Genomic DNA, 25,189 nt, shown 5'->3' with positions numbered 1-25,189 from the left:
CATCCGGGCGACGTCATCAACCTGTCCATGGCGGAACTGGCCGACCGGGTCGGGGTGAGCGAGCCGACGGTGGCGCGCTTCTGCGCGGCGCTCGGCTGCCGGGGGTTCCGCGAATTCAAGATCAAGCTGGCGCAGGACATTGCCGGCGGCATGCCCTTCCTGCACCAGGATCTGTCGGTGGGCGGGGAGCTGGACGCGGATGGCGGCGTGCCGGGGGCGGTGCTGGCCGGCAAGCTGTTCGACCGCACCATGGCGACGCTGATGCAGGTGCGCAACAACCTGCCGCCCGAGGCGGTGGACCGCGCCGCCGACGTTCTGGCCGCGGCCCGGCGGATCGAGTTCTACGGTTCCGGCAATTCCGGTACGGTGGCGGAGGATATCCAGCGCAAGTTCTTCCGGCTGGGCATGCCGACCGTCGCCTACACCGACTCCCACGTCTATTTCGCCTCCGCCCTGACCCTGGCGAAGGGCGACGCGGTGGTGGCGGTGTCCAGCACCGGCCGCACCCGCGACATCCTCGACGCCGTGCAGAACGCCCGCAAGGCCGGTGCCGACGTGGTGGCCCTGACCCGTTCCGGCTCGCCGCTGGCCGACATGGCGACGGTCAGCCTCGTCGCTGACGTGGCCGACGATTTCGACATCCACTCGCCGATGACCGTCCGCATCGCCCATCTGGTCCTGGGCGACATCCTGTCGATCGCCGTGGCTCTGCGCATGGGCGATACCCTTCAGGAGCGGCTGAAGCGCCACGACCGCGCCGTGGATGCCCATGTGTCGGAGACCGTGCCGCAGCGGCAGGGGAATAGTTAAGACAGGTCAGAGGTTCATGCGGGGGCGATGCCGCTGCCCGGCTCTCTTCGACAAAAAGTCCGGGAAAGGATGGACGTCTTATAAGCTGTGGCAGCTCGTACTCTGTCGCGGAGGCCCGCCATGCCGTTGGGCAGTCACGGTCAGTCTTCAGCCGCCCGGATGGAACGACGGCCGGGGATCCGTTCCACGATGTTCCACCCGTCCCGCGGTTGTCCGGCCCGGACGGGAAATGGCCGAGGGGTGGAACAGCGGCGGGGATCCTGTTCCACACTGTTTCATCGCCCGTCCCGAGCGGAGGGTTTACCGCCCGTCCGGCAGCTTCGCCCCTTCGCGGGCATAGACCTGGAGCGGCCGGCAATCCTCGTCGAGCGTGACCACCAGCGAGCCCGGCTGGTCCTTCAGATACACCCAGGCATCCCAGCGGACGATCTTGTCGCGGTATTCATCGCGATAGATGCCGTAATTCACGCCGCGGATGTTGCCGGCAGGCAGGCGCAAACCGGTCAGGACCGCGGCGGTCTGCGGGTTGCAGTCATTGGTGACGTTGCTGTTGATGACGGCAAGCACGGCCGGATCGGGCTGTGCCACCGGTGGAGGAGAGAGGGTGGAGGCACAGGCGGAGACCAGCAGGGTCAGCGCTCCGGCCGCAGCGGCCATGGCGAATTTCGGCGTTTTCATGGGGAACGGCACCGTTTGATTTCTTCGACTTTCTGGAAATATGGGCGGCCGTCACCGTGCCGTCGATTGCACGTTCGGCAAGTCTCCTGCGTCATGTTCGCCGACTTGCGGCCGGCGCGGTGCGCGGCTCTTGCCTCCCGCCCGCCTTTGGCGCAAGAGGTGACGCGAGAAAGCCCCTGCATCGTTCACGCTGCGGAGTTCCACGCCCCATGACGACCGACCCGACGACGACCGATCGGACCACCGCCTTCACCCCGACCTGCGACCTGTTCGACCGCTTCAAGGACGATGCCCGGTACGTTCTGCCGGGCTTCCGCGACTTCGGCGCCGTCACCCGCTTCACCGGCGCGGTCGTCACCGTGAAGTGCCTGGAGGACAATTCCCGCGTCAAGGAACTGCTGGCCACCCCCGGCGCCGGCCGCGTGCTGGTGGTGGACGGTGCCGGCAGCCTGCGCTGTGCCCTGATGGGCGACATGATCGCCGCGTCGGCGGTGAAGAATGGCTGGGCCGGCGTGGTGATCTGGGGTTGCGTCCGCGACGTGGCGGAACTGGCGGCCCTGCCGCTCGGCATCAAGGCGCTGGCGTCGATCCCGCGTGCCTCCACCCGCCGCGACCAGGGGCTGGTCGACGTGGCCGTTGACCTGCCGGGCGCCGCCGTGCGTCCCGGTGACATCCTGGTCGCCGACGAGGACGGCATCGTCCTGCTGACGCCGGAGCAGGCAGCCGCGCTGAAGTAAAGCGGGGTCGATGAAGTGGTCATACCAAGCGCCGGTAATACCAGTGCAAAAAGAAGGTCTGCTTCATCCTGTCCGCTTCACGTAAGCGGGGCGCCCCCTTGCACTTTCATTTAAGCAGGCATATAAACCCGCCATGAGTTCAAGCGGGCCGTCTCACGGTTCCCATCCAAGGGCCGGCCTTTCATTTATGAGGAACCCTGCCGTGCTCGAAGCCTACCGCCAGCACGCGGCCGAACGCGCCGCCCTCGGAATCCCGGCCCTGCCCCTCACCGCGAAGCAGACGTCGGAACTGATCGACCTGCTGAAGGCCCCGCCGGCTGGTGAGGAGGCCTTCCTCCTCGACCTCATCACCCACCGCGTTCCGGCCGGCGTCGACGATGCCGCCCGTGTCAAGGCCGGCTTCCTGGCCGCCGTCGCCAAGGGCGCCGACAGCTCGCCGCTGATCTCCAAGGTCAAGGCCACCGAACTGCTGGGCACCATGCTCGGCGGCTTCAACGTCCAGCCGATGATCGACCTGCTGGCGGACGCCGAATGCGGCGCCGCCGCCGCGGAAGGGCTGAAGAAGACCCTGCTGGTCTTCGACTTCTTCCACGACGTCAAGGAGCTGGCCGACAAGGGCAACGCCAACGCCAAGGCGGTCCTGCAGTCCTGGGCCGATGCGGAGTGGTTCACCTCGCGTCCGGAAGTCCCGGCCTCGATGACGCTGACCGTCTTCAAGGTCTCGGGCGAGACCAACACCGACGACCTGTCGCCGGCTCCCGACGCCTGGAGCCGTCCGGACATCCCGCTGCACGCGCTCGCCATGCTGAAGAACCCGCGCCCGGGCATCGAGGCCGATGAGCCGGGCCAGCGCGGCCCGACCAGGCAGCTGGAAGCGCTGAAGCAGAAGGGCAACCTGATCGCCTATGTCGGCGACGTGGTCGGCACCGGCTCCTCGCGCAAGTCCGCCACCAACTCGGTGCTGTGGTTCACCGGCGAGGACATTCCGTTCGTCCCGAACAAGCGCTTCGGCGGCGTCTGCCTCGGCACCAAGATCGCCCCGATCTTCTTCAACACCATGGAAGATGCCGGCGCCCTGCCCATCGAGCTCGACGTCAACAAGATGGAGATGGGCGACGTCATCGAGCTGCGCCCCTATGAGGGCAAGGCGCTGAAGAACGGCGAGGTCATCGCCGAGTTCACCGTGCGCTCCGAGGTGATCTTCGACGAGGTGCGTGCCGGCGGCCGCATCCCGCTGATCATCGGCCGCGGCCTGACCGCCCGCGCCCGGGAGGCGCTCGGCCTGCCGGCGTCGGAGCTGTTCCGCCAGCCGGCCGCCCCGGCCGACACCGGCAAGGGCTACACGCTGGCCCAGAAGATGGTCGGCCGCGCCTGTGGCCTGCCGGAAGGCAAGGGTGTCCGCCCGGGCACCTATTGCGAGCCGAAGATGACCACGGTCGGGTCGCAGGACACCACCGGCCCGATGACCCGCGACGAGCTGAAGGACCTGGCTTGCCTGGGCTTCTCGGCCGATCTGGTGATGCAGTCCTTCTGCCACACCGCCGCCTATCCGAAGCTGGTGGACGTCAAGACCCACCACGAGCTGCCGGACTTCATCTCCACCCGTGGCGGCGTGTCCCTGCGTCCGGGCGACGGCGTCATCCATTCCTGGCTGAACCGCCTGCTGCTGCCGGACACCGTCGGCACCGGCGGCGACAGCCACACCCGTTTCCCGATCGGCATCAGCTTCCCGGCCGGTTCCGGTCTGGTCGCCTTCGCCGCCGCCACCGGCGTCATGCCGCTGGACATGCCGGAATCGGTGCTGGTCCGCTTCAAGGGCGAGATGCAGCCGGGCGTCACCCTGCGCGACCTCGTCAACGCCATCCCGCTCTACGCGATCAAGGCCGGCCTGCTGACGGTCGAGAAGAAGGGCAAGAAGAACATCTTCTCCGGCCGCGTGCTGGAGATCGAAGGTCTGCCGGACCTGAAGGTCGAGCAGGCGTTCGAGCTGACCGACGCCTCGGCCGAGCGTTCGGCGGCGGGCTGCACCGTGCTCCTGAACAAGGAGCCGATCATCGAGTACATGACCTCCAACATCACGCTGATGAAGTGGATGATCGCCAACGGGTACGCCGATGCGCGCACCCTGGAGCGCCGCATCAAGGCGATGGAGGCGTGGATCGCCGACCCGCAGCTGCTGCGTCCGGACGCCGATGCCGACTATGCCGCGGTGATCGAGATCGATCTGGCCGACATCAAGGAGCCGATCCTGGCCTGCCCGAACGATCCGGACGACGTGAAGACGCTGTCCGAGGTCGCCGGCGACAAGATCGACGAGGTGTTCATCGGCTCCTGCATGACCAACATCGGCCACTTCCGCGCCGCCGGTAAGATCCTGAACGGGAATTCTGACATCCCGACCCGCCTGTGGATCGCCCCGCCGACGAAGATGGACGCGATGATGCTGACCGAGGAAGGCTATTACGCCACCCTCGGCAAGGCCGGCGCCCGCATGGAGATGCCGGGCTGCTCGCTGTGCATGGGCAACCAGGCGCAGGTCCGCAAGGGCTCGACCGCCGTCTCGACCTCGACCCGCAACTTCCCGAACCGTCTGGGCATCGACACCCGCGTCTACCTGTCGTCGGCCGAACTGGCCGCCGTCGCGGCGCTGCTGGGCAAGATCCCGACCACCGAGGAGTATCTCGCCCAGGTCGGCGTGGTGAACAAGTCGGCTGGCGACATCTACCGCTACATGAACTTCGACCAGATCCCGGCTTTCCAGGACGTCGCGGAAAAGGTCACCGTCCCGGCCTGATAGCCGGACAGAGCGGTCTGTAAAGAAAAACCCCGCCGGAGCGATCCGGCGGGGTTTTTTCTTCGCCCAGGAGCTTCAAGGGACACAATAGGCGCTGCCGGTCTTGGTTGCTGCACAAGCGCATCGAGCGCCGGATCGATCGCGCCGCGGTCCTTCGACAACAGTGCGGAACGACACTTGTCCTGCCTCCGGGGCCGCTTTAACGGCTGGCCGGCCCTTCCGCCCAGGCTTGGGCAAAGCAGGCGGCGCGGGTCGTCAGTTCCGTTACCGGCAAGCCCGGGCTGTAGAGGGCGGAGCCCAGGCCGAAGCCGGCAGCACCAGCTGCGCGGTAGGGACCCATGGTGTCCGGCGTGATGCCGCCGACGGGAAGCAGCCGCACATTGTGCGGGATTACGGCGCGCAGCGCCTTCACAACCGGCGGAACGATCTGTTCGGCCGGGAACAGCTTCAGCGCATCGGCACCGGCGGCGAGTGCCGCAAAAGCCTCCGTCGCGGTGGCGATGCCGGGAACGCAGACCATCGAGCGCGACTTGGCGGCACGGATGATTGCGGTGTCGGCATGCGGCATCACCACCAGGTCGGCGCCGATTGCGGCCAGCCGATCGACCTGATCCAGCGCCAGCACCGTGCCGGCTCCAACCAGCGCATCCTTTGGCAGGAGGTTGCGGATGGCGGCGATGCTGTCGAACGGATCGGGGGAGTTCAGCGGCACTTCGATCAGCCGGAAGCCGGCGTCATAGAGCGCCTTGGCCGCAGGTTCCGCTTCCGCGGGAGTCAGGCCGCGCAGGATGGCGACCAGAGGCAAGGCGGCGAAGGCGGCATCGAAGCGGGCTGACAGTGAAGGCTGGGTCATGATGTGCTCTCGGTGCTTGATGGCGATGCCGAAACGGACGGCAACAGTCCGGCGGCGGCGGCGAATTGGAACAGACCGCGTGGTGCCGTGTTGCCGAGCTGTGCCGTGGGTGTGGTGCCGAAGGCGGCGAGCGCGCGGCTATAACGCCGGCAAAGTCCCGGATCGCCGATCAGCAGCAGCGGTGTTCCCGCCGGCATTTCCGTCAGCAGGGCAAGGCCGGACCGCAGCTCATGTCCGATCAGCAGGCCCGACAAATAATGCGCCAGCGCTTCGGGCGGCATGCGCTTCGTCAGCCCCAGCGTACGGGTGGCGAACAGCTGGTGCGGCAGGTCGCCCGGCCCGGCGGATTGCGCCGTCTGGATGCCGGTGTCGAAGGCCGCCTTCTCATCCTCCGGCTTGGCGTCCAGGCCGGCCGGCATCAGACGGCCAAGCAGAGAGTGGGCTTTGAGGACGGCGAACAACTCGCCGGTCATGAAGGTGGAAAAGCCCATGATGCGGCCATCGGCGATCCGAACCCATTTGGAGTGCGTGCCGGGCATGGCGATGCAGGCATCGCGAGCCCAACCGCTATCCTCCGCCAACGCCCCGGCGATCTGGATCTCTTCGCCCCGCATGACATCGGGAATGCCACCGACGGGATCATGCAGGACGCCCGGTGCGATCAGGATCGGCCTTCCGGCTGCGGTCATGACCTGCGCCGCATTGTCGGCCAGAACGGTGGCATCGGCCGGGGTTGTGACATAGGGCGCCTCGACCCAACCCTGGGCGCTGCCGACCATACCGCCGGCCACCACCGGCAGGGTCGGACGGATGTCCAGCCAGTCGTCGCACAGTCCGGCCAGTGCCGCCTCGAATCCCGCAGCACCGGCCTCCGACAGGTTCTGGATGCCGTGGGCATTCGAGCGCTCGGCGAGAACGCGGGCGGATCCATCCATCAGGAAACCGCGCAGGCTGGACGTCCCCCAGTCCAGCGCGATCAGGGCGGGGGAGCCGGATGAGGCACCGGCAGACGACAGTGATGCAGAGGAGGTCACGGAGCGCTCCATCCCAGGTCCCTGGAAATTGCCTCAGCCGTCGCGCGGACCACCGGCCCCAGCGTCGTCATGCGGTCTTCGGGCATGTAGGGAACGGCGCTGGCGACGCTGATCGCCGCCACCACCTGTTCCCGGCCGTCGCGCACCGGCGCGGAGACGCAACGGATGCCAAGTTCGTTCTCTTCCAAATCCATCGCCCAACCCTGGGCGAGGAAGCGGGTCATCTGTTCCTCGAACAGCGGCCATTCCGCCGGACGCGGGCGGTCGGCCGGCAAGCCGGGCGGGCAGGTCAGCGCATGGAGAACTGCCCATCTGGCCGACGGCATCCCCAACATCAGCGCCTTGCCCAACCCGGTGGACGCGAGCGGCATGCGTTGTCCGGTGCGGGAACGCATTTCCAGCCCGCGGGTGCCGGAAATCTTGTCGAGATAGAAGACCTCGCCATTGTCCTCCACCCCGAGATGAACGGTGTCGCCGGTGCCTTGGGCCAGTGCTTCGATATGGGGACGGGCGATGGCGACCAGCGGGCGCTGTTCCAGTGCCTTCATCCCGAGCTGGATCAGCTTCGGACCCAGCAGGTATCCCTTGTAGGGGATATGATGCAGATATCCCTGCGCTACCAAGCTGGCGAGCATGCGGTTGGTGGTGCTGCGCGGCGTGCCGAGACGGGCCGCGATCCCCTTCACGTCGCCGATGCCGGCCGCCACGCAGTCCAGCAGCGCCAAGCCGCGCAACAGGGTCTGAGTGCCGGTTGCCTGCGGCATTCCGGCGTCCTCTTTCCACTTCGTCGCTGTCGCTATCGGTTCATCCATGATCTGTCCAACAAGCATTCTTGTCCAGGATGCTGGGGAAGGAGGTCAGGTATGTCAAATAATTTCGCAATGCGCCATATAGTGGGACAATTTGCAGATGGCGACGAAGGGTCGCGGCTCGTCTCACAGCGCTGCAAAGGCCATGATCGCACTTTCAAAATCCTGTCTTATGGGTCAGAAATGGCAACATGCCTGGGCCGGCGGGTATCGTCCGGCACGAAATGGTCATCCTGGGAGAACCAACCATGCGTCTCACCGTCCTTTCCTTCGTCAGCGCCACGGCGCTGCTGGCCGGCTTCGGCACGGCACAGGCCGACATCGTCATCGGTCTCGGCACGGCGACCACCGGTCCGGTGGCGGCGCTGGGCGAGCAGTCGGTGTATGGTGCCAAGCAGGCGGTGGCGGACATCAACGCCAAGGGCGGCGTGCTGGGCCAGAAGCTGGTGCTGAAGGTGGGCGACGACGCCTGCGACCCTCGCCAGGCAGTGGCCGTGGCCAACCAGTTCGTGCGTGACAAGGTGACGGCGGTGGTTGGCCATCTCTGCTCCGGCGCCAGCATCCCGGCCGCCGACGTCTATCAGGAAGAGGGCGTGGTGATGGTCACGCCGACCGCCACCAATCCGTTGCTGACCGCCAAGGGCCACCAGAACATTTTCCGTGTCTGCGGGCGCGACGATCAGCAGGGTGTGGTTGCCGGCACCTATCTGGCTCAGGCCTTCAAGGGCAAGAACATCGCCGTGCTGGACGACAAGCAGGCGTACGGCAAGGGCCTGGCCGATGTGGTGGTCGAGACGCTGGAGAAGGCAGGCGTCAAGGTCGCCTATCGCACGTCGATCACGGCGGGTGAGAAGGATTTCTCGGCTCTGATCACCAGCCTGAAGGACAAGGGCATCGAAGCCGTCTATTACGGCGGCTACCATCCGGAATTGGGTCTGATCGTCCGTCAGGCGCAGGAACAGGGGCTGAAGCCGCAGTTCATCGCCGGCGACGGCCTGAACAACCAGGAATACTGGTCGATCACCGGTCCCGCCGGCGAGGGCACGCTGTATACCGACAGCCCGTCCGCCGCCAGCGATCCCAAGGCGCAGGAACTGATCGCCTCCTTCAAGAAGGCCGGCCTGCCGGAACCGGGCAACTTCGCCTTCTACAGCTATGCAGCGGTCCAGGTCATCGCCGACGGACTGCAGAAGGCCGGCAGCGTCGACAGCGGGAAACTGGCGAAGACCCTGCACGCCGGCAGCTATGACACGGTGGTCGGTCCGGTGGAGTTCGACAAGAAGGGCGACATCACCAAGCCGAACTATGTCATGTATGTCTGGAACAACGGCCAACCCAAGACGATGGCTCAGAAGTAAAGCGGATTGGAAGCCGGCCCACTTTCAAACGTGGGCCGGCTCTTCAACGATTGCCGGTTCCGGCTTTGTTACGTATTTGCGGATGAAGTCATCGACAGGCATCGGCCGGTCGAAATAATAGCCCTGGAAGATCGTGCAGCCGCAGTCTTCCAGGAAGTCCCGCTCAGCCGCTGTTTCCACCCCTTCGGCCACCGCTTTCAGGCCGAGTCGCCTGGCGATGGACAGCATCGTTTCCACCAGCACGGCATTGTGACTGTTGCGGTCGACGTCCTGGACGAAGGAACGGTCGATCTTGAGTTCGCCTACCGGCAACTGCTTCAGGTAGGACAGCGACGAGAAGCCGGTGCCGAAATCGTCCAGCGAGAAGGAGATGCCGAGGGCGGCAAGTTCCGACATCTTGGCCACGGTGTCGGCGCAATCGCCAACCGCGATGCCTTCGGTGATCTCCAGCGTCAGGCGGCGGGGAGCGGTGCGGGTGGCGTGCAGAGCGGCGATGACGCCGGTACAGAAATTCTGCTGACGGAACTGGCGTGGGCTGATGTTGACCGACAGGTGGCAGTCGCTGCCGGCGTCGGCCAGTTGGCGCAGCACATGGCAGGCCTCCATCAGAATCCAGTCGCCCAACGGCAGGATCAGGCCGGATTCCTCCGCCACTGCGATGAACTCTCCGGGGGCGACGAAGCCGCGCTGTGGATGCAGCCAGCGGATCAGCGCCTCCGCGGCCACCAGCGTGCCGTCGGCGCGGGTCTGCGGTTGCAGGAACAGGGTGAATTCCCCGGCATCGACCGCCTTGCGCAGATCCTGTTGCAGCAGCAGGCGGGCCTGGGCCTCCTCCAGCATGGCCGGGACGTAGTCGCGGACGGTGTTCCGGCCGCCGTCCTTGGCGGCATACATGGCGGTGTCCGCCTGCTTCAGCAAATCCTCCACCGACTCGTCGGGCGTCTTGGGGAACACCGTCACGCCGATGCTGGCGAAAATGCTGTGTTCGCAACGGTCGAGCTGGAACGGCTCGGCTACGGCCAGCCGGAGCTTTTCCGCCACCCGCCGGGCAATCGCGGTCGCCTCTTCGGGCGTTCCACCGAGGTCGGGCAGCAGGACGACGAATTCGTCACCGCTCAACCGGCTAACCAGATCGCCCTTGCGCAAGTTGGCATTCAGCCGCGCCGCCAGTTCGCGCAGCAGCGTGTCGCCGACGATATGGCCGCGGGCGTCGTTCAACCCCTTGAAGTCGTCGAGATCGAGGAACATCAGCGCCCCGCAGCGTCCGCTTTGCCGCGCCGCGCGCAGATGGACGTCCAGATGCTCCAGCAGGCGGCGGCGGTTCGGCAGGTTGGTCAGCGGGTCGTAATAGGCGAGATCTTCGATCTGCCGCTCCGCCCGCTTCCTCTCGGTGACGTCCATCACCACGGTCAGGTAGCCGCGCACCGCGCCGCCGCTGTCGCGAAGCACGCTGGTGACGGTCGAAATGGAGATGCGGGTGCCATCCCTGCGCAGCCCGGTCCATTCGCCCGCCTCCGGCCGGCCGCTGCAGCGGGTGCGGGCGACCAACGCTGCGAAATCCGCCTGCACCGGCCGGTCGAATTCGATGGCCAGACCATCGGCATGGGCACGCAGTTCGTCCCGGTCATACAGACGCGGCAGGTCGGCGGTGCCGATCATCTCCGCCGCACGATAGCCGAAGATGCGCTCCGCCTCGCGGTTGAAGACACGGACGATGCCATCCAGCGTCGTGGCGATGATGCCGCAAGCCGCGCTCTCCAGAATGCCGGTGTTCAGAGACAGGCTGTCCTTCAGCGCCTCGCGGCTTGCATAGGTCTCGGTCTCGTCCTGGAAGACCATGACGACGCCATGCAGCGCGCCGTTGCGGTCGCGGATGGGAGAGGCCATGTCGGCGATGTGGCTCCGGGTACCGTCGCGGGCCACCAGCACCGTGTGATTGGCGAGACCGACCACCTCGCCATTTTCCAGCACATGTTGGACCGGCACCGGCACCCGTTCCCGCGTTTCGGCATTCTCGATGTCGAAGACCTCGGCCACCGGGCGGCCGACGGACTCGGTGAGCGCCCAGCCGGTCAGCCGTTCCGCCACCGGATTCATCAGGGTGACGCGCCCCGCGGTGTCGGTCACGATCAGACCGTCGCCGATCGACAGCAGGGTGACGCGCGCCTGCTCCTTCTCCCGCCACAGGTCGCGTTGGGAGTGGTGCAGGGCGTCGTAGGGACGATGGACCGCGGTGACGAACACAGCGCGGTACAGGTACCAGTAACCGATGACTTTGAAGAGGTGCCCGGCCAGGTTGGCCAGATCCGAGACGTTGAGATACAGCGTGAAGCACAGCTCGCTGATCGCGATGGCGACGGCGGCGGTGACCAGACGATGGACGTCGAGCAGGCGCGCGTCGTGACGGCGCCGATGAATGAGCAGGGTCGCGCCCGCGTAGATGAGAACCAGCACATACTCCAACGCCACCTTCAGTGGCGTCAGCCCTTCCCCGGTCACATAGGTGCGCGGCAGCAGGGCCGGTTGCCACAGCACCACCCCGTAAACGGCGGCCACCGCCAGCAGCACCCCGCCGATCAGTGGATAGCGCAGGGCCGCCGATCCCGACCGCCAGGGCAGCACCGCCGCCATCAGCAGCGCCAGTGCCGCCATCAGCCGTGCGGCGAGCCAGAATGCGATGGCCTTTTCCGGGCTGGACGGCGTCACGAAGTCGGGCATTCCGGCATAGGCCAGCATGTGACCGAAATCCAGCAGCGCCACACCGAGGAAGCCTGTGGACAGCGCCAGCAGCGCCGGCGGCGTTTCGTCGGTGTTGGCATGCCAGCCGATGGCGAAGATCAGGGTGGCGACGGCAATGGCGAAGGTCTCGAAGAAGCTGTGCAGCGGCAGATAATTCGCCAGCCCCACCGCGACCGGCATGCGGGCGCCCTGGACCGCCAGCAACAAGGCGACGAAGAGAAGGACCAGCGTTGCGATGGCGATACGGGCCTGCGCGCGGCCCTCGTCCTTCGTCCCCCGCGTTCCGCCTGCGTCGCTCATCTCAACCCCCTGGGCGCCAGACGGGTTGTCCAGCCCGGTGCCCCCATCCCGTGCGGGGCGATTTTAATGCCTCGCCGTTTTGGCAGTCCATATCGGGCATACCCCTATCGGATTGAACATTTGAAACGCCATGAAACAGTTTTTCCGTGCTGTTCCATCCGTCCAGTCGCCAAGCCGAATTGGACATGGGGGAACTTGCAGGTGCCGTCCATACGCCGTGCTCCAGAGCAGGGAAAGGGGAACGCATTGTACCCCGGCTGGTGGACGGAGGGTGGATGTCGGCGAAATGGCGCTCCAAACGGTTGAAACCACGGAGAAATGTCTTTCGCTCCGTGTCCGGCGGCGTTCGGTTGTCCGGAGGGCCTGCGTCAGGTGGATTGCCGAACCGACAGCATACCCTCTATCCTCGGGGCCTCCCTCCATCTTCGGCTGCGTCGGCTTGCCGACCACGCCGGAAAGGAAAGCCGCATGTTCATCGCGATGAACCGCTTCAAGGTGCGCCACGGGGCCGAGCAGGAGTTCGAGGAAGTCTGGCTGAACCGCGAGGTTCATCTGCACAAGGTGCCGGGATTCGTCGAATTTCACATGCTGCGCGGACCGGACCGGGACGATCACCGGCTTTACGCCTCCCACACAATCTGGGAGTCGGAAGCGGCCTTCCGGGACTGGACCCGGTCGGAAGCTTTCCGTGCCGCCCACGGCACTGCCGGCGCGCGCAAGCCGCTCACCGTCGGACCGCCGGAGTTCGAGGGGTTCGAGGTCATCCAGACCGTGCCGCGCGACCCGAGCGCCTGAAGCGGCAACACTGAAGCGGAAACACGTCAACCGTCGGGAGGAAGACCCATGTTGGATCTGGTGATCGAGCAGCGCCGCAAGAGTCTCGGAGGCTTCGAGGTCGGGCGGGTTCTGCCCTTCGTCCAGCGGCGCATGGTCGGCCCCTTCGTCTTCTTCGACCATATGGGGCCGGTTGATTTCCAGCCGGGCCTTCCCAGCGACGTCGATGTGCGCCCCCACCCGCACATCGGCCTGTCCACCGTCACCTACCTGTTCGAGGGCGAGATCATGCACCGCGACAGCGTGGGCTCGGAACAGCCGATCCGTCCGGGGGAGGTGAACTGGATGACTGCCGGGCGCGGCATCACCCATTCCGAACGCTTCGAGCGTGCCCGGATGGAAGGCGGGACGATGCACGGCATCCAGGCCTGGGTCGCTCTGCCCGAAGCGGATGAGGAGACCGATCCGGCCTTCAGCCATTACGGCACCGGCGACCTGCCGCTGTTCGAGGAGGGCGGCGTCCGCGGCCGGCTGGTGGCGGGCGAGGCCTTCGGCGCCAGGGCCGGGGTGAAGACCCATTCGCCGATGTTCTACATCCACTGGAATCTCGCCCCCGGCGCCCGCGTGTCCTTGCCGGAAGACGGGTGGCAGCGCGCTGCCTATGTGGCGGTGGGGGCCGTGGAGGTCGACGGGCAGCGCTTCGAGGCGGGACGGATGATCGTCTTCGCGCCCGGCCATCCGGCGGAGCTGACCGCGGCGACGCAGGCCATCGTGATGGCGATTGGCGGCGAGCCGCTGGGGCAGCGCTTCATCGACTGGAACTTCGTCTCCTCCCGCAAGGAGAGGATCGAGCAGGCCAAGGCGGACTGGCGGGCCGGGCGGATGAAGCTGCCGGACCTCGACAATGGCGAGTTCATCCCGCTGCCGGAAATGCCGAAACCGCCGGCTAATCCGATGTCGTGAGGGGGAGCTCAATTCTCCCTCTCCCCCCTGGGGAGAGGGGCGGGGTGAGGGGAGGCATGGGGAGGATTCTCGGGTACGGCATGCAGTGCATCCCCCTCACCCTACCCCTCTCCCCGGGGAGAGGGGATTAAGGGGCGGGAGAGGGCGCTGTCCCCTTTCCTTATCGCCGGTCAGACGTGGAAGCTCTCGCCGCAGCCGCAGCGGCCCTTCTCGTTCGGATTCTTGAAGACGAAGCCGGTCTGGAACTTGTCGTCGACATAATCCATCTCGCTGCCGATCAGGAACATGACTGCGGCGGGATCGATCAGGATGGTGACGCCCTTGTCCTCCACCACCTCGTCGAACTTCATCTTTTCCTTGGCATACTGAACGTCGTAGCTGAGGCCGGAGCAGCCGCGCGCCTTCACGCCGATGCGCAGGCCGACCATGTCGTCGGTGGCCTTGGACATCAGCGCCTTGACGCGCTCCGCGGCGGCGTCGGTGATCGTGATCGCCTTGGGGAGGGAACGGGCCATGGTGACGGTCTCCTAAAACGGCTCAGAACATATCCAACTGCAGGCGGGCCTCTTCGGACATCATGCCCTGGTGCCAGGGAGGCTCCCACACCAGCTCGATCTTGACCTCGTTGACGTCCTCGACGCCCAGCACGGCCTGACGGACCTGCTCGGGCAGTTCGCCGGCCACTGGACACATGGGGCTGGTCAGCGTCATATCAATCTCGACATTCCGCTGGCCATCCATGTCCACGCGGTAGATCAGGCCGAGTTCCCAGATGTCGACCGGGATTTCCGGGTCGTAGCAGGTCTTGATGGCCGCCACGACGCGATCCATGATCTCCTCCCGCGGGTCGTAGCCCTCGGGCGGCTGGGGCATCGGGGCGAACTCCTTGGAGTCCGGAGCTTCGCTCGCGGTATCGGCCTTCAACTGCGCCTCGGCTTCGGCCGGATTGGGAGCCATCGGACGCTGGCTCAGGGCTTCATCGGGCATCTCGATAACCCTCCGTCAAAACTGGTCGCTGGAGGCCGAAGCCTCGCCGTGGAGTGCCGCGTTCATGGCATGCCAGGCCAGCGTCGCGCACTTCACCCGCACCGGGAACTGGCGGACGCCGGACATCACCATCAGCTTTTCCATGGTCTCGTCGTCGATGCCCTCGGGAATGTCGGGCTCGTCCTGGGTGCACAGCTCATGGAAGGCGTGGAACAGCGTCTCCGCCTCCGCCGCCGTCTTGCCGTGCACCAGCTCCGTCATCATCGAGGCGCTGGCGGTGGAGATGGCGCAGCCGCGGCCCTGGAAGGCCACGTCGTCGACCACCCCGTCCTTCAGGGTCAGATAGACCATGAAGCGGTCGCCGCACATCGGGTTCTCGCCCTTCGCCTCGCGATTGGCGTCGTCGGGATGGCGGAAGTTGCGGGGATGTTTGCCGTGGTCCAGGATCACTTCCTGATACAGCTCGCGCAGGTCGTCCATCATGCTCCGAAGAACTCCTTGACCGCCTGGAGGGACTGGACGAGGGCGTCGGCTTCCTCCCGGGTGTTGTAGAGGCCGAAGGAGGCGCGGACGGTGGGTCCGACGCCGAACCGCTCGGCCAGCGGCTCGGCGCAATGGCGGCCGACGCGCACGGCGACGCCATACTGGTCGACGATGGTGCCGACATCGTGCGGATGCACCCCCTCCAGCGCGAAGGAGACGATCGGCCCCTTGCCGGGTGCAGTGCCGACGATGCGCAGCCCCTCGACCTGCGACAGCTGCTGGGTGGCGTATTGCAGCAGATCGTGTTCGTGCGCGGCGATGGCGTCGCGGCCGAGAGCCTCGACATAGTCGATGGCCGCACCCAGCCCGACGACCTCGGTGATCGGCGGTGTGCCGGCCTCGAAGCGCGACGGCGGCGCCTTGAAGGTGGTGCCTTCGAAGGTGACGCTCTCGATCATGTCGCCGCCGCCCTGGTAGGGGGGCATCTTCTTCAGCAGGTCGTACTTGCCGTACAGCACGCCGAGGCCGGTCGGACCGTAGAGCTTGTGCGCGGTGAAGACGTAGAAGTCGGCGTCGATGTCCTGCACGTCGACCGTGCCGTGAACCACCGCCTGGCTGCCGTCGAACAGGACGGGCACGCCATGCTCATGCGCCAGTTTGGCGATGGCCTTGGCCGGCGTGACGGTGCCGAGAACGTTGGAGCAGTGGGTGATCGCCACCAGCTTCGTGCGGTCGGACAGCAGGTCCCGGTAGGCGTCCATGTCGAGGACGCCGAACTCGTCACAGGGCACGACCTTGATGACGATCTTCTTCTCGGCCTGGAGCAGCTGCCACGGAACGATGTTCGCGTGATGCTCCATGATCGACAGGATGACCTCGTCGCCCTCGTTCAGGAAGGTCCGGCCATAGCTGCTGGCCACGAGGTTGATCGCCTCGGTCGAGCTGCGGGTGAAGACGATGCAGCGGTCGTTCGGCGCGTTCAGGAAGCGCGCGACCTTGGCACGCACCGCCTCGAACTGGTCGGTCGCGGTCTGCGACAGGAAATGGACGCCACGGTGGATGTTGGAATAATCCTCCTCCAGGAAGCGGGTCATGGCCTGAATGACCTGACGCGGCTTCTGGGCGGACGCCCCGCTGTCCAGATAGACCAGCGGCTTGCCGGGCTTTCCCTTCCTGGCGTGGACGCTGCGGGCGAGGATGGGGAAATCCTCCCGCACCCGCTGCACGTCGTAGGCTTGGTTCAGGATGGCATCGGACATGGTTACTTCTGCTCCTCCAGCCAGCCAGCCACGATCCCCTGGAAGGCGTCGCGGATCGACTCTTCGGCGATTTCCTCAAGGGATTCCGACAGGAAGGCGCCGATCAGCAGCCCCTGGGCAGTATCGCGGTCGATGCCGCGGGCGCGCAGGTAGAACAGCGCGTCGTCGTCCAGTTCGCCCGCGGTGCAGCCGTGGCTGCACTTCACGTCGTCGGCGTGGATTTCCAGTTCCGGCTTGCTGTCGATCTCGGCCCCGTCCGACAGCAGCAGGGCGCGGTTCAACTGGTAGCCGTCGGTCTTCTGCGCATCCGGGCAGACGGTGATCTTGCCCTGGAACACCGCGCGGGCGGTGTCGCCGATGACGCCCTTGTAGACCTCGCGGCTGGTACCGTTGGGTTTGGCGTGGACGATCAGGGTGGTGGTGTCGGCATGCTGGGTGCTGCGGACCAGATAGCCGCCACTGACATGCGTCCGCGCGTCGGTGCCGTCGAGGCGGCTGACCACCTCGTTGCGCGACAATTTGGCGCCCGTGGTCAGGATGAAGTTGTCGTAGCAGCCGCCGGTCGCCACCGTCGCCGCAATGTGCGACAGGTGGATGGCGCCGCCGCCTTCACGTTGCGACTTGTAATGGTGCAGGGTGGCCCCTTCGCCGACGAAGACCTCGGTCACATGGTTCGACAGCGTGGTGCCGGCGCCGCGGCCGACATGGTGTTCGACCACCACCGCCTTCGACCCGGCCTCCGCGATCAGCAGGCTGCGCGGGTGGCAGGAGGTCGCCTGCGCCTCCGAGCCGACCGAGACGAAGACCAGCTCGATGGGGCGCTCGACCTGGATGCCGGCCGGTACATGCAGGACGGGGCCGTCGGCGAGATAGGCGCTGTTCAGCGCCACCAGGGGACGGTCGTCCGCCACGGCGAGGCGGCCGATGTGGTCGGCCAGCAGGTCGGTGTGGCTGGTCAGGGCGGCGGCGATGCTCAGCAGCTCGACACCCGGCGGCAGGCCCTCGATCGACGACAGGTCGGCGCGGAAGCGGCCATCGACGAAGACCAGACGCGGGCCGTCCTGCCCTTCGGCCCGCACGGTCGGCAGCAGGTCGATGGTGGCCGCGGCGGGGGAGGCGGGCCGGAAGCCGATCTTGGCGAGGTCGCGCAGGTTGGTGTAGCGCCAGCTCTCGTTCTTGATCGTCGGCAGGCCGACCGCGACGAAGCGCTCACGCCCCGCGGCGCGAAGGTCGGTCAGCCAGGACAGGCCGCTGCCGGGCAGGCCGGCACCCACCTGATCGAGCGGCGCCAGGAAGGCCGGCGCCGTCGCCGGATCGGCGCCGCGCGTCGAGTAGGTCATGGGATGAAGGGGGGAATGCTGGGCCGTCATCACGCCGCCTCGCTCACGCCGAAGTCGCGGTAGCCGTTCTTTTCCAGTTCCAGCGCCAGTTCCTTGTCGCCGGACTTCACGATGCGGCCGGCGGCCAGCACATGGACATGGTCGGGGACGATGTAGTCGAGCAGGCGCTGGTAGTGGGTGATGACCAGCATCGACCGTTCCGGCGAGCGCAGTGCGTTGACGCCCTCGGCGACGATCTTCAGCGCGTCGATGTCGAGGCCGCTGTCGGTCTCGTCGAGGATGGCGAATTTCGGCTCAAGGACTGCCATCTGGAGGGTCTCGTTGCGCTTCTTCTCGCCGCCGGAGAAGCCGACATTGACCGCGCGCTTCAGCATCTCGTCGCTCATGCCGAGCGCCTTGGTCTTCTCGCGGATCAGCTTGAGGAACTGCATGGCGTCCAGTTCCTTCTCGCCACGATACTTGCGGATGGCGTTGATCGCGGTCTTCAGGAAGGTGGTGTTGCCGACGCCGGGGATTTCCACCGGATACTGGAAGGCCAGGAAGACGCCCTCGGCGGCCCGTTCCTCCGGCTCCATCGCCAGCAGGTCCTTGCCGTAATAGGTGACCGACCCGTCCGTGACCTCGTAGCCGTCGCGGCCGGCGAGGACGTAGGACAGGGTGCTCTTGCCGGCGCCGTTCGGCCCCATGATGGCATGGACCTCACCGGGGCGGATCGTCAGGTCGACGCCCTTGAGGATTTCCTTGCCGTCCACGGTGGCGTGCAGGTTCTTGATTTCGATCATCGTCTTCGCCTCGTTGTCTTCTTCAGGCCGCCGGCACGCCGTCCGGTCTTCACGTTCTGTCGGTTTTCCTTCGGTGGGCGGGAGGGAGATGCCCTTAGCCCACGCTGCCTTCCAGGCTGATGCCCACCAGCTTCTGCGCCTCCACGGCGAATTCCATCGGGAGTTCCTTCAGGACCTCCTTGCAGAAGCCGTTGACAATCAGCGACACCGCGTCCTCTTCCGAGATGCCGCGCTGGCGGCAATAGAACAGCTGGTCCTCGCTGATCTTGGCCGTCGTCGCCTCATGCTCGATGCGGGCGGAGCGGTTGCGGCTCTCGATGTAAGGCACCGTGTGGGCGCCGCACCGGTCGCCGATCAGCAGGCTGTCGCACTGGGTGTGGTTGCGGGCACCCTCCGCCTTCGGCAGGATCTTCACCAAGCCGCGGTAGGTCTGCTGCGCCTTGCCGGCCGAGATGCCCTTCGACACGATTGTGCTGCGGGTGTTCTTGCCGATGTGGATCATCTTGGTGCCGGTGTCGGCCTGCTGGAAGTTGTTGGTGATGGCGACCGAATAGAACTCGCCCACCGAATTGTCGCCCTGAAGGATGCAGCTCGGATACTTCCAGGTGATCGCCGAGCCGGTCTCGACCTGCGTCCACGAAATCTTCGAGTTCCTGCCGCGGCAGGCGCCACGCTTGGTGACGAAGTTGTAGATGCCGCCGACACCCTCTTCGTTACCGGGATACCAGTTCTGGACCGTCGAGTACTTGATGGTGGCGTCGTCCATCGCCACCAGCTCGACCACTGCGGCGTGCAGCTGGTTCTCGTCGCGCTTGGGCGCCGTGCAACCTTCCAGATAGCTGACGTAAGCACCCTCGTCGGCGATGATCAGCGTCCGCTCGAACTGGCCGGTGTTGGCCTGGTTGATGCGGAAATAGGTCGACAGCTCCATCGGGCAGCGCACGCCCTTGGGGATGTAGACGAAGCTGCCGTCGGTGAAGACCGCGCAGTTCAGTGTCGCGTAGTAGTTGTCGGTGTAGGGCACCACCGAGCCGAGATACTTCTTCACGAGATCCGGATGCTTCTGCACCGCCTCGGAGATCGCGCAGAAGATGATGCCCATTTCCTCCAGCTTCGCCTTGAAGGTGGTGGCGACCGACACGCTGTCGAACACGGCGTCCACGGCGATGGCCGGGCTCTTGCCCTCCGACCCTTCGACGCCGGCCAGGATCTCCTGCTCACGCAGCGGGATGCCCAGCTTCTCGTAGGTCTTCAGCAGTTCGGGATCGACCTCGTCCAGCGACTTCGGCCCGGCCTTCTTCTTGGGTGCCGCATAGTAATGCGCATCCTGATAGTCGATGGGCGGGAAGCTGACGGCGGCCCATTCCGGCTCCTCCATCGTCTGCCAGACGCGGAACGCCTTCAGGCGCCACTCCAGCAGCCACTCCGGCTCCTCCTTCTTGGCGGAGATGAAGCGGACGATGTCCTCGTTCAGGCCCTTCGGCGCGACGTCGGCCTCGATATCGGTCGTGAAGCCGTACTTGTACTTCTGCTCCGTGACGGCGCGGACCTGCTCGACGGTTTCCGGTTGGGCGGCCATGGCTTTGCCTCGTCCTTCTCAAGAATGCTGTGCGGTGCGCGCCGTTCAGTGCGCAGGGCGGGCCGGCTGGGCGGCTGTGGAGTTCGTTGCTGGAGCTGGAGCTGGGAAGGTGATCGGGACCATCATGTCGGCCAGCGTCACCTCCTCCAGCGCATTTCGGATGGCGCGGTTCACCTTTTCCCATCCACCGCGCATGGGGCAGAGTTGTTCCACCCCGCACTGGCTGTCGGCGCCGTCGACGCAGGCGGTCAGCGCGATGGGACCGTCGAGCGCCGTGATGATTTCCGCGATGGAGATCGCATCGGCCGGCCGGCTCAGCGCATAACCGCCGGCAGCGCCGCGCTGCGAGGTGGTGAGGCCGGCCGGCGTCATCGCCTTCATCAGCTTGGCGACGGTCGGAGCGGGAACGCCGGTGCGGTCGGCAAGATGGGCGACGGTATGGACCGTGCCGACCTGACGCGCCATCTCGCTCAAGACGACGATGGCATAGTCGGTCAGCTTGCTCAGCCGGATCATGCCCGCACCCCGTTTCGCCCCGGTTTCAGATACAGGACCAATTTAGTCCTGATTGCTCCGGGGGGCAAGGGGCGTTTGTCGATTAAAGTGCAGGGAATCCGCGGCTTTCCTAGCCTTGCATGGCTGATGTGCCGACAATACCCGTCAGCGCTGCTTGGTTATAGCGCCGCGCCTGTCCTTACGCTACAGCGAAGCCGCGGCTTCGGGGACGCGGTGCGGCGGTTTGTCGCGGTTCGGCAACGCCATTCAACACGGTATCCCACATGCGGAAAACCCCGCGCCGGGGCGGCGCGGGGTTGGTCCTGAAGGGTAGGAGCGGGCGGTCAGCCCGGCTTCTTCACTTCCTCGCGGGCGGCGTTGGTGGCCTCGGACACGACGTCGCGGACGTCTTCCTTGGCCGACTCGACCACGGTCTGGGCCGCCGCCTGGGCGGCACGGGTGCCGCGGTCGAGCGCGTCCATGGCGATGGACTTGGCACGCTCGGTCGCTTCGTCGGCATAGTCGCCGACCCACTGGTTCTCATAGCGGGTGCCGGGCAGGGCGGCGCCGATGGCGGCACCCAGGGCGACGCCCATGGCGCCGGCGACGATGGGGTGATCCTCGACGAGGTCCCAGAAGCCGGTCGACATGTCATGCGCGCGGTGGCGCAGATGGTCGGTCGAGGGCGTCATCGAGGACAGGCGCGACATGCCGCGGCTGACATAACCCTGCGACTGGCGCTGGTTATGAAGGTCGCCCCGACCCGACGGGTGGTCGTTGTCCGAACCGCCCATCATGCCGCCGACGGTGTCGGACGCGCTGTCATAGGCGGAGCTGACCGCGCCCGAGGCGCTGTCATAGGCGGAGCTGGCGGCGTTGCGGACGCTTTCGCCTGCCCCGCTCAACGACTCGCGGGCGTAGTCCACCGCGTCGCCCATGCGGTGGCGGGCGTTGCGGACGGTGCTGGACCGGGCGATGCGGCGGTCGTAGCCGGTGCTGGACAGCGCCAGCCAGCCCAGCCCGATGCCGACCAGCGCCAGCGGGATCGGGTTGCTGGTCATGCTGCTCAGCATGGAGCCGGACGATTGGGACTGACGGCGATTGTAATGGACGGTCTGACCGCTTTCGTACCGGTCGGTCTGTTGCAGGTTGGCGCGCTGGGACGGGGTATCGGGCGTCGACGGCGAATAGGTGTGCTTCATCGAATTCTCCATCAGGGATTGGGGAGACCACCGCGTCAGACTGTCGCGCAGATGGGATGTGCGGTCGCGCAGAGCATCGACGGTGCCGCCGATGCGCGCGCGGCTGGCGCGGATGTCGCCCTCAAGGGCGTCGAGATCCTTGGATTGACGTTCGTCGTCCGTCATCGGCCGGCCCCTCAGCGGGCAAGCTGGGATTTCGCCCAGCGCTTGTCCTCGTCCAGCGTCTTCATGGTGCGGCGGGGGCGGAGGTTGGCGGGGCTCAGCCGGTTCTTGCCGACGTAAGCCAGGATGCCGCCCACCGCCAGAACCACCACGCCGACGATCAGCGCGGACAGCCACGGGGCCAGGACGTTGGACAGGCCGAGAACCGCGGAGGCAAGCAAGACCAGGACGCCGGCAAAGGCGACCAGTCCGCCGACGGCGATGAAGGCCACGCCGCCGGCGGCCTCGGTGGCCTTGTCGGTCAGCTCGGCCTTCGCCAACGCGATCTCGGAACGGGCGAGGTTGGCGGATTCGCGGGCGAGATCGGCGAACAGGCCGGCGAGCGGCCGGTCCTGCCGCGGATCCCGCGGCTCGTCATAGCGGTTCTCGGCGGCGCTCATGGACGCTGTCCCTGCGGCTTGGAGGTGGCGGGCGTGGACCCGGCACCGCCACCCTGCGTTCCACCGATCCCGGTGCTGCCGGCACTGCCGAGCGTGCTGGTGCCGAGCGCGGTGTCAGCCGACGGCAAGGCGCTGCGGCCGGTGACCGATGCCGGGGCGGTGGACAGCGGCATGCCGATGCGGCCGGCGGACGGCTTCGGCTCACCCAAGCGCTCGGAGCCGCGTTCCGAGTCCATGCGGCCGGTCAGCTGACCGGTGTTCACACCGGAAGAGCCTGTGGTCGGGGTATCGGCGCTGTGGGATGGCGTGCTGCGGCTGACGGGCTCGGCGATGCCGCCGGTCCTGCCGCGGATCGGGCTGGAGCCGCGGCCGGTGTCGTAAGCCGAGCCTCGTGCGGTGCGGACGGTCTGCGACGGGTGCGCGTTTCCACGCAGCGACGTCGACGCACGGTGCATCCGGCGGTCGCTGGAGCTTTTGATGAAGCGCGCGGCGAGGAAGCCGACGGCGAAGGCGGCGCCGATGAACACCTCGGGCTGGCGGCGGGCGAAGCCCTCGACCTCGCCGACGATGTCATCGACGCTGGCATCGCGCAGCATGTCGGCGACGCGCTCGACGCGGCTGGCCGCCTGCTCGGCATAATCGGCGACCACGCCGCCATTTTCCTCGTTCATCTGCTCGGCAGCCTTGTGCAGGGCGTTGGCGACGCCGCCCAGCTGGTCGGCGGCACGGCCGGTCTGCTGTTCCAGCAGAGACCGGATGCGGCCCTGGGCGTTGCCCAGCGTCTCGCGCCCGGTGGACATCACGTCGTCGGCGGCCTGGTTGACCGTCTTCTTCATCTCATCGACGCTGTCACCAGCGAAATTCCCGGCCGGCGCATTCCCAGTCGACGAACTGCCCGCGGTCGAACGTCCAGTGGCGGAGCTTCCGGTGGCGGAGCCGGTCTGGTTCGGTCCGCCGGTGCCGGTCATGTCGCTGTTCGGCATCTTGTCTTTCCTCCTCGGGGATTCCGGTATTCCGCGGCTCCGCGCCTGCGGCATCAAACCGCCCGTTGCGGAAGCGGGTGTCGGGAAATGAAACACCGCTCATGCCTTCGGGGTTCCACGCACGCGACGCGCGAAATGGACAGCCGCCAAGAATGTGCTAAACTTTGCCGCGAACATCTTGGTGCGGCCGGGCCGGGGGGTGGCGGCATGAGCGTCTTCAGCGTGGTGGCCGAAGGCCAGGCCGGGCTTTTCCGCCTGCAGCAGGCGAAGAAGCCGTGGGAAAAGGATCTGCAGGCGAAGGACGCCAAGGGCCAGCTCGCCCAGAAGGCGGAGCGTGCGCAGGCACTCACCCAACCGCTTGCCAAATGGCAGAGCGACCAGGCCAGTGCCCAGGCGGCGCTGGAGGAGGCACGGCGGGTCGGCGGACCCAAGCAGGCCGCCGCAGCCCGGCTTGAGCAGGTCGAACGCAAGATCGAACAGTTGAAGCTGGCAATGCGCTTCGCCCAGGGCGATCCGCAGAAGCTGGCGACCTTGGCTCGCGAAGCCGCATTGCTGGCGCGTGAGGCCGGACGTGCCGCCAAGGAATATGGCGCCGGCATCCAGGCCGCGGCGGAGATGGGGCTGCCGGGCGACAGCAGCGCCGCCACCGGTGGCGGGACGATCCTGTCGTCGGAGACGACGATCACCCGCAGCAGCACCAGCCTGACCCTGCAGCAGACCGAGGTGACGCTGACCATCGGCATCTCGACGGGGGAGGGGGACGCGGCTGCCGCCAATGTTGTCGGCGCAAATTCTGCGAGCGCCAGTTCAGCGGAAAGCGCGGCCGACCTGATGGCCGCCGATGCCGGGGCGGAGGCGGACTCCGCCGGTACGGCCGCGGGACAGGACGGCACGCTGCCGGATGACATCGCCCGCATCGTGGAGGATGTGCTGTCGGGCCTGGGCAGCGGAGGGATGACCGGAGCCGCTCAGGCGGGGGCCGGGGAGGCCGGCTCCGGCGGGCGCAGCGCGATGATCCAGCAGCTGATGTCCGACAATGCCCTGAAGATGTCGCGCTATCGTGAGGCCGACGCCTTCGGCCAGCGGGTGGAGAAGGTGCTCGCCACCTCCAAGCGCATCATCGGCGAGGCCAAGGCCGCCAACATGCTGGACGAGTCGGAAAAACGGCGACGCGAGCGGCGGGAAGGCTTCAAGGCAGACGACAAGATGGTCGACGCCGCCCAGAAGGAGGTCAACGCCCTGCGCGCCGCCGCCTTCGGCTCCAGCAAGGACCTTGGCGGGGCTGCCGAAGCCGATCGGCTGCCCGGCAACGCCAACGAGGGGACGGAGACCGGGACGGTCCCGTCCGCCGCTGCGGCTGCCCAGCAGGCCCCCCAGTCGGCGGCGGTACTGAATCTGCTGGCGTGAGCGTGGCTTGGCCGGCGCCGGCCACCTGCTACCATTTCCCCATACGCTGCGGTGCGACATTGTGTTGACCGGCCTGCGCGGAAGACGCGATAACCGGCCCACAAGACTTCCGGAGAGGGGTCTGCGAACCGAGCGCAAGAGAATGGGACACGCAACGAGATGAGCAACTGGATCCGCCGCGGTGGCATCGAGATCGCCCGACCGCTGTACGACTTCATCAA

General features: G+C 66.6%; 23 protein-coding genes. 7 read left to right on the top strand and 16 right to left on the bottom strand.

The features are described from left to right. The coding region (locus I71_RS21250) for a MurR/RpiR family transcriptional regulator (protein WP_042697742.1) at positions 1 to 810 on the top strand (810 nt) is incomplete at its 5' end. Positions 811 to 1,110: 300 nt separating this feature from the next. On the opposite strand, the gene I71_RS21245 is transcribed toward I71_RS21250, so the two are convergent. Then, positions 1,111 to 1,488, bottom strand: a complete 378-nt coding sequence (locus I71_RS21245; RefSeq protein WP_042697740.1) for a hypothetical protein — start codon at positions 1,486 to 1,488, stop codon at positions 1,111 to 1,113. 209 nt (positions 1,489 to 1,697) lie between these two features. On the opposite strand from I71_RS21245, the gene rraA reads away from it, so the two are divergent. Together rraA and acnB are read left to right on the top strand one after the other, a co-directional pair. Beyond that, positions 1,698 to 2,225 carry a ribonuclease E activity regulator RraA gene (gene rraA, locus I71_RS21240; RefSeq protein ID WP_042697738.1) on the top strand — a complete coding sequence of 176 codons (528 nt, stop codon included), beginning with the start codon at positions 1,698 to 1,700 and terminating at the stop codon, positions 2,223 to 2,225. Between the two features lie 202 nt (positions 2,226 to 2,427). After that, entirely contained in the window at positions 2,428 to 5,019 is a 2,592-nt protein-coding gene (gene acnB / locus I71_RS21235) for a bifunctional aconitate hydratase 2/2-methylisocitrate dehydratase (protein ID WP_042697733.1), read from the top strand. A gap of 199 nt (positions 5,020 to 5,218) precedes the next feature. Here acnB and I71_RS21230 read toward each other — a convergent pair whose 3' ends face one another. From I71_RS21230 to I71_RS21220, 3 genes are read right to left on the bottom strand one after another with little or no spacing between them, the layout of a single operon-like run. Next, positions 5,219 to 5,872: a 2-dehydro-3-deoxy-6-phosphogalactonate aldolase gene (locus I71_RS21230; protein WP_042697730.1), complete on the bottom strand. Its 654-nt coding sequence runs from the start codon at positions 5,870 to 5,872 to the stop codon at positions 5,219 to 5,221. After that, positions 5,869 to 6,918, bottom strand: coding sequence for a 2-dehydro-3-deoxygalactonokinase (locus I71_RS21225; RefSeq protein ID WP_042697727.1), 1,050 nt, complete (start codon positions 6,916 to 6,918; stop codon positions 5,869 to 5,871). Before I71_RS21225 ends, I71_RS21230 begins: the two co-directional genes overlap by 4 nt. Then, positions 6,903 to 7,670 (bottom strand): IclR family transcriptional regulator, encoded by a 768-nt coding sequence (locus I71_RS21220; protein ID WP_244433965.1) that lies wholly within the window; start codon positions 7,668 to 7,670, stop codon positions 6,903 to 6,905. The genes I71_RS21225 and I71_RS21220 overlap by 16 nt, the downstream gene beginning before the upstream one ends. Positions 7,671 to 7,963: 293 nt before the next feature. On the opposite strand from I71_RS21220, the gene I71_RS21215 reads away from it, so the two are divergent. Then, positions 7,964 to 9,073, top strand: coding sequence for an ABC transporter substrate-binding protein (locus I71_RS21215; RefSeq protein ID WP_042697748.1), 1,110 nt, complete (start codon positions 7,964 to 7,966; stop codon positions 9,071 to 9,073). A 24-nt stretch (positions 9,074 to 9,097) separates the two neighbouring features. Here the strand turns inward: I71_RS21215 and I71_RS35115 are convergent, their stop codons facing one another. Further along, positions 9,098 to 12,112: an MASE3 domain-containing protein gene (locus I71_RS35115; RefSeq protein WP_049976226.1), complete on the bottom strand. Its 3,015-nt coding sequence runs from the start codon at positions 12,110 to 12,112 to the stop codon at positions 9,098 to 9,100. A 468-nt stretch (positions 12,113 to 12,580) separates the two neighbouring features. Here I71_RS35115 and I71_RS21205 point away from each other — a divergent pair, with 468 nt between their 5' ends. Together I71_RS21205 and I71_RS21200 are read left to right on the top strand one after the other, a co-directional pair. Next, entirely contained in the window at positions 12,581 to 12,907 is a 327-nt protein-coding gene (locus tag I71_RS21205; RefSeq protein ID WP_042697721.1) for an antibiotic biosynthesis monooxygenase, read from the top strand. A 48-nt stretch (positions 12,908 to 12,955) separates the two neighbouring features. After that, positions 12,956 to 13,849 (top strand): pirin family protein, encoded by an 894-nt coding sequence (locus tag I71_RS21200; protein ID WP_042697718.1) that lies wholly within the window; start codon positions 12,956 to 12,958, stop codon positions 13,847 to 13,849. A gap of 170 nt (positions 13,850 to 14,019) precedes the next feature. Here the strand turns inward: I71_RS21200 and I71_RS21195 are convergent, their stop codons facing one another. From I71_RS21195 to I71_RS21145, 11 genes are all read right to left on the bottom strand, one after another. Beyond that, entirely contained in the window at positions 14,020 to 14,364 is a 345-nt protein-coding gene (locus tag I71_RS21195) for an iron-sulfur cluster assembly accessory protein (protein WP_014249543.1), read from the bottom strand. A gap of 22 nt (positions 14,365 to 14,386) precedes the next feature. Further along, positions 14,387 to 14,836: an iron-sulfur cluster assembly protein gene (locus I71_RS21190; RefSeq protein WP_042697712.1), complete on the bottom strand. Its 450-nt coding sequence runs from the start codon at positions 14,834 to 14,836 to the stop codon at positions 14,387 to 14,389. Positions 14,837 to 14,851: 15 nt separating this feature from the next. After that, a complete protein-coding gene (sufU, locus tag I71_RS21185) occupies positions 14,852 to 15,319 on the bottom strand; it encodes a Fe-S cluster assembly sulfur transfer protein SufU (RefSeq protein WP_042697709.1) in 468 nt (155 codons plus the stop codon). After that, positions 15,316 to 16,578: an aminotransferase class V-fold PLP-dependent enzyme gene (locus I71_RS21180; protein WP_042697706.1), complete on the bottom strand. Its 1,263-nt coding sequence runs from the start codon at positions 16,576 to 16,578 to the stop codon at positions 15,316 to 15,318. Before I71_RS21180 ends, sufU begins: the two co-directional genes overlap by 4 nt. 2 nt (positions 16,579 to 16,580) lie before the next feature. Next, positions 16,581 to 17,948: a Fe-S cluster assembly protein SufD gene (sufD, locus tag I71_RS21175; protein WP_244433964.1), complete on the bottom strand. Its 1,368-nt coding sequence runs from the start codon at positions 17,946 to 17,948 to the stop codon at positions 16,581 to 16,583. Continuing rightward, complete coding sequence (sufC, locus tag I71_RS21170) at positions 17,948 to 18,700, bottom strand: Fe-S cluster assembly ATPase SufC (protein ID WP_042697703.1); 753 nt, start codon at positions 18,698 to 18,700, stop codon at positions 17,948 to 17,950. The genes sufD and sufC overlap by 1 nt, the downstream gene beginning before the upstream one ends. A gap of 94 nt (positions 18,701 to 18,794) precedes the next feature. Then, positions 18,795 to 20,279, bottom strand: coding sequence for a Fe-S cluster assembly protein SufB (sufB, locus tag I71_RS21165; protein ID WP_042697701.1), 1,485 nt, complete (start codon positions 20,277 to 20,279; stop codon positions 18,795 to 18,797). A gap of 45 nt (positions 20,280 to 20,324) precedes the next feature. Continuing rightward, positions 20,325 to 20,795, bottom strand: a complete 471-nt coding sequence (locus I71_RS21160; protein WP_042697697.1) for an SUF system Fe-S cluster assembly regulator — start codon at positions 20,793 to 20,795, stop codon at positions 20,325 to 20,327. Between the two features lie 323 nt (positions 20,796 to 21,118). Next, complete coding sequence (locus I71_RS21155; protein ID WP_042697694.1) at positions 21,119 to 22,141, bottom strand: hypothetical protein; 1,023 nt, start codon at positions 22,139 to 22,141, stop codon at positions 21,119 to 21,121. Between the two features lie 11 nt (positions 22,142 to 22,152). Continuing rightward, a complete protein-coding gene (locus I71_RS21150; protein WP_042697691.1) occupies positions 22,153 to 22,578 on the bottom strand; it encodes a phage holin family protein in 426 nt (141 codons plus the stop codon). Further along, on the bottom strand, positions 22,575 to 23,561 hold the full coding sequence (locus I71_RS21145; RefSeq protein WP_042697688.1) for a hypothetical protein: 987 nt from the start codon (positions 23,559 to 23,561) through the stop codon (positions 22,575 to 22,577). The genes I71_RS21150 and I71_RS21145 overlap by 4 nt, the downstream gene beginning before the upstream one ends. Positions 23,562 to 23,768: 207 nt before the next feature. Between I71_RS21145 and I71_RS21140 the strand changes: the two genes are divergently transcribed. Beyond that, positions 23,769 to 24,968: a hypothetical protein gene (locus tag I71_RS21140; protein ID WP_042697685.1), complete on the top strand. Its 1,200-nt coding sequence runs from the start codon at positions 23,769 to 23,771 to the stop codon at positions 24,966 to 24,968. The last annotated feature ends 221 nt before the right edge of the window (positions 24,969 to 25,189 follow it).

It is taken from the genome of Azospirillum sp. B506 (assembly GCF_000333595.1).
Lineage (GTDB): Bacteria > Pseudomonadota > Alphaproteobacteria > Azospirillales > Azospirillaceae > Azospirillum.
The sequence above is the reverse complement of the archived record's forward strand: the minus strand, read 5'-3'. Positions and strand labels throughout refer to the sequence as shown.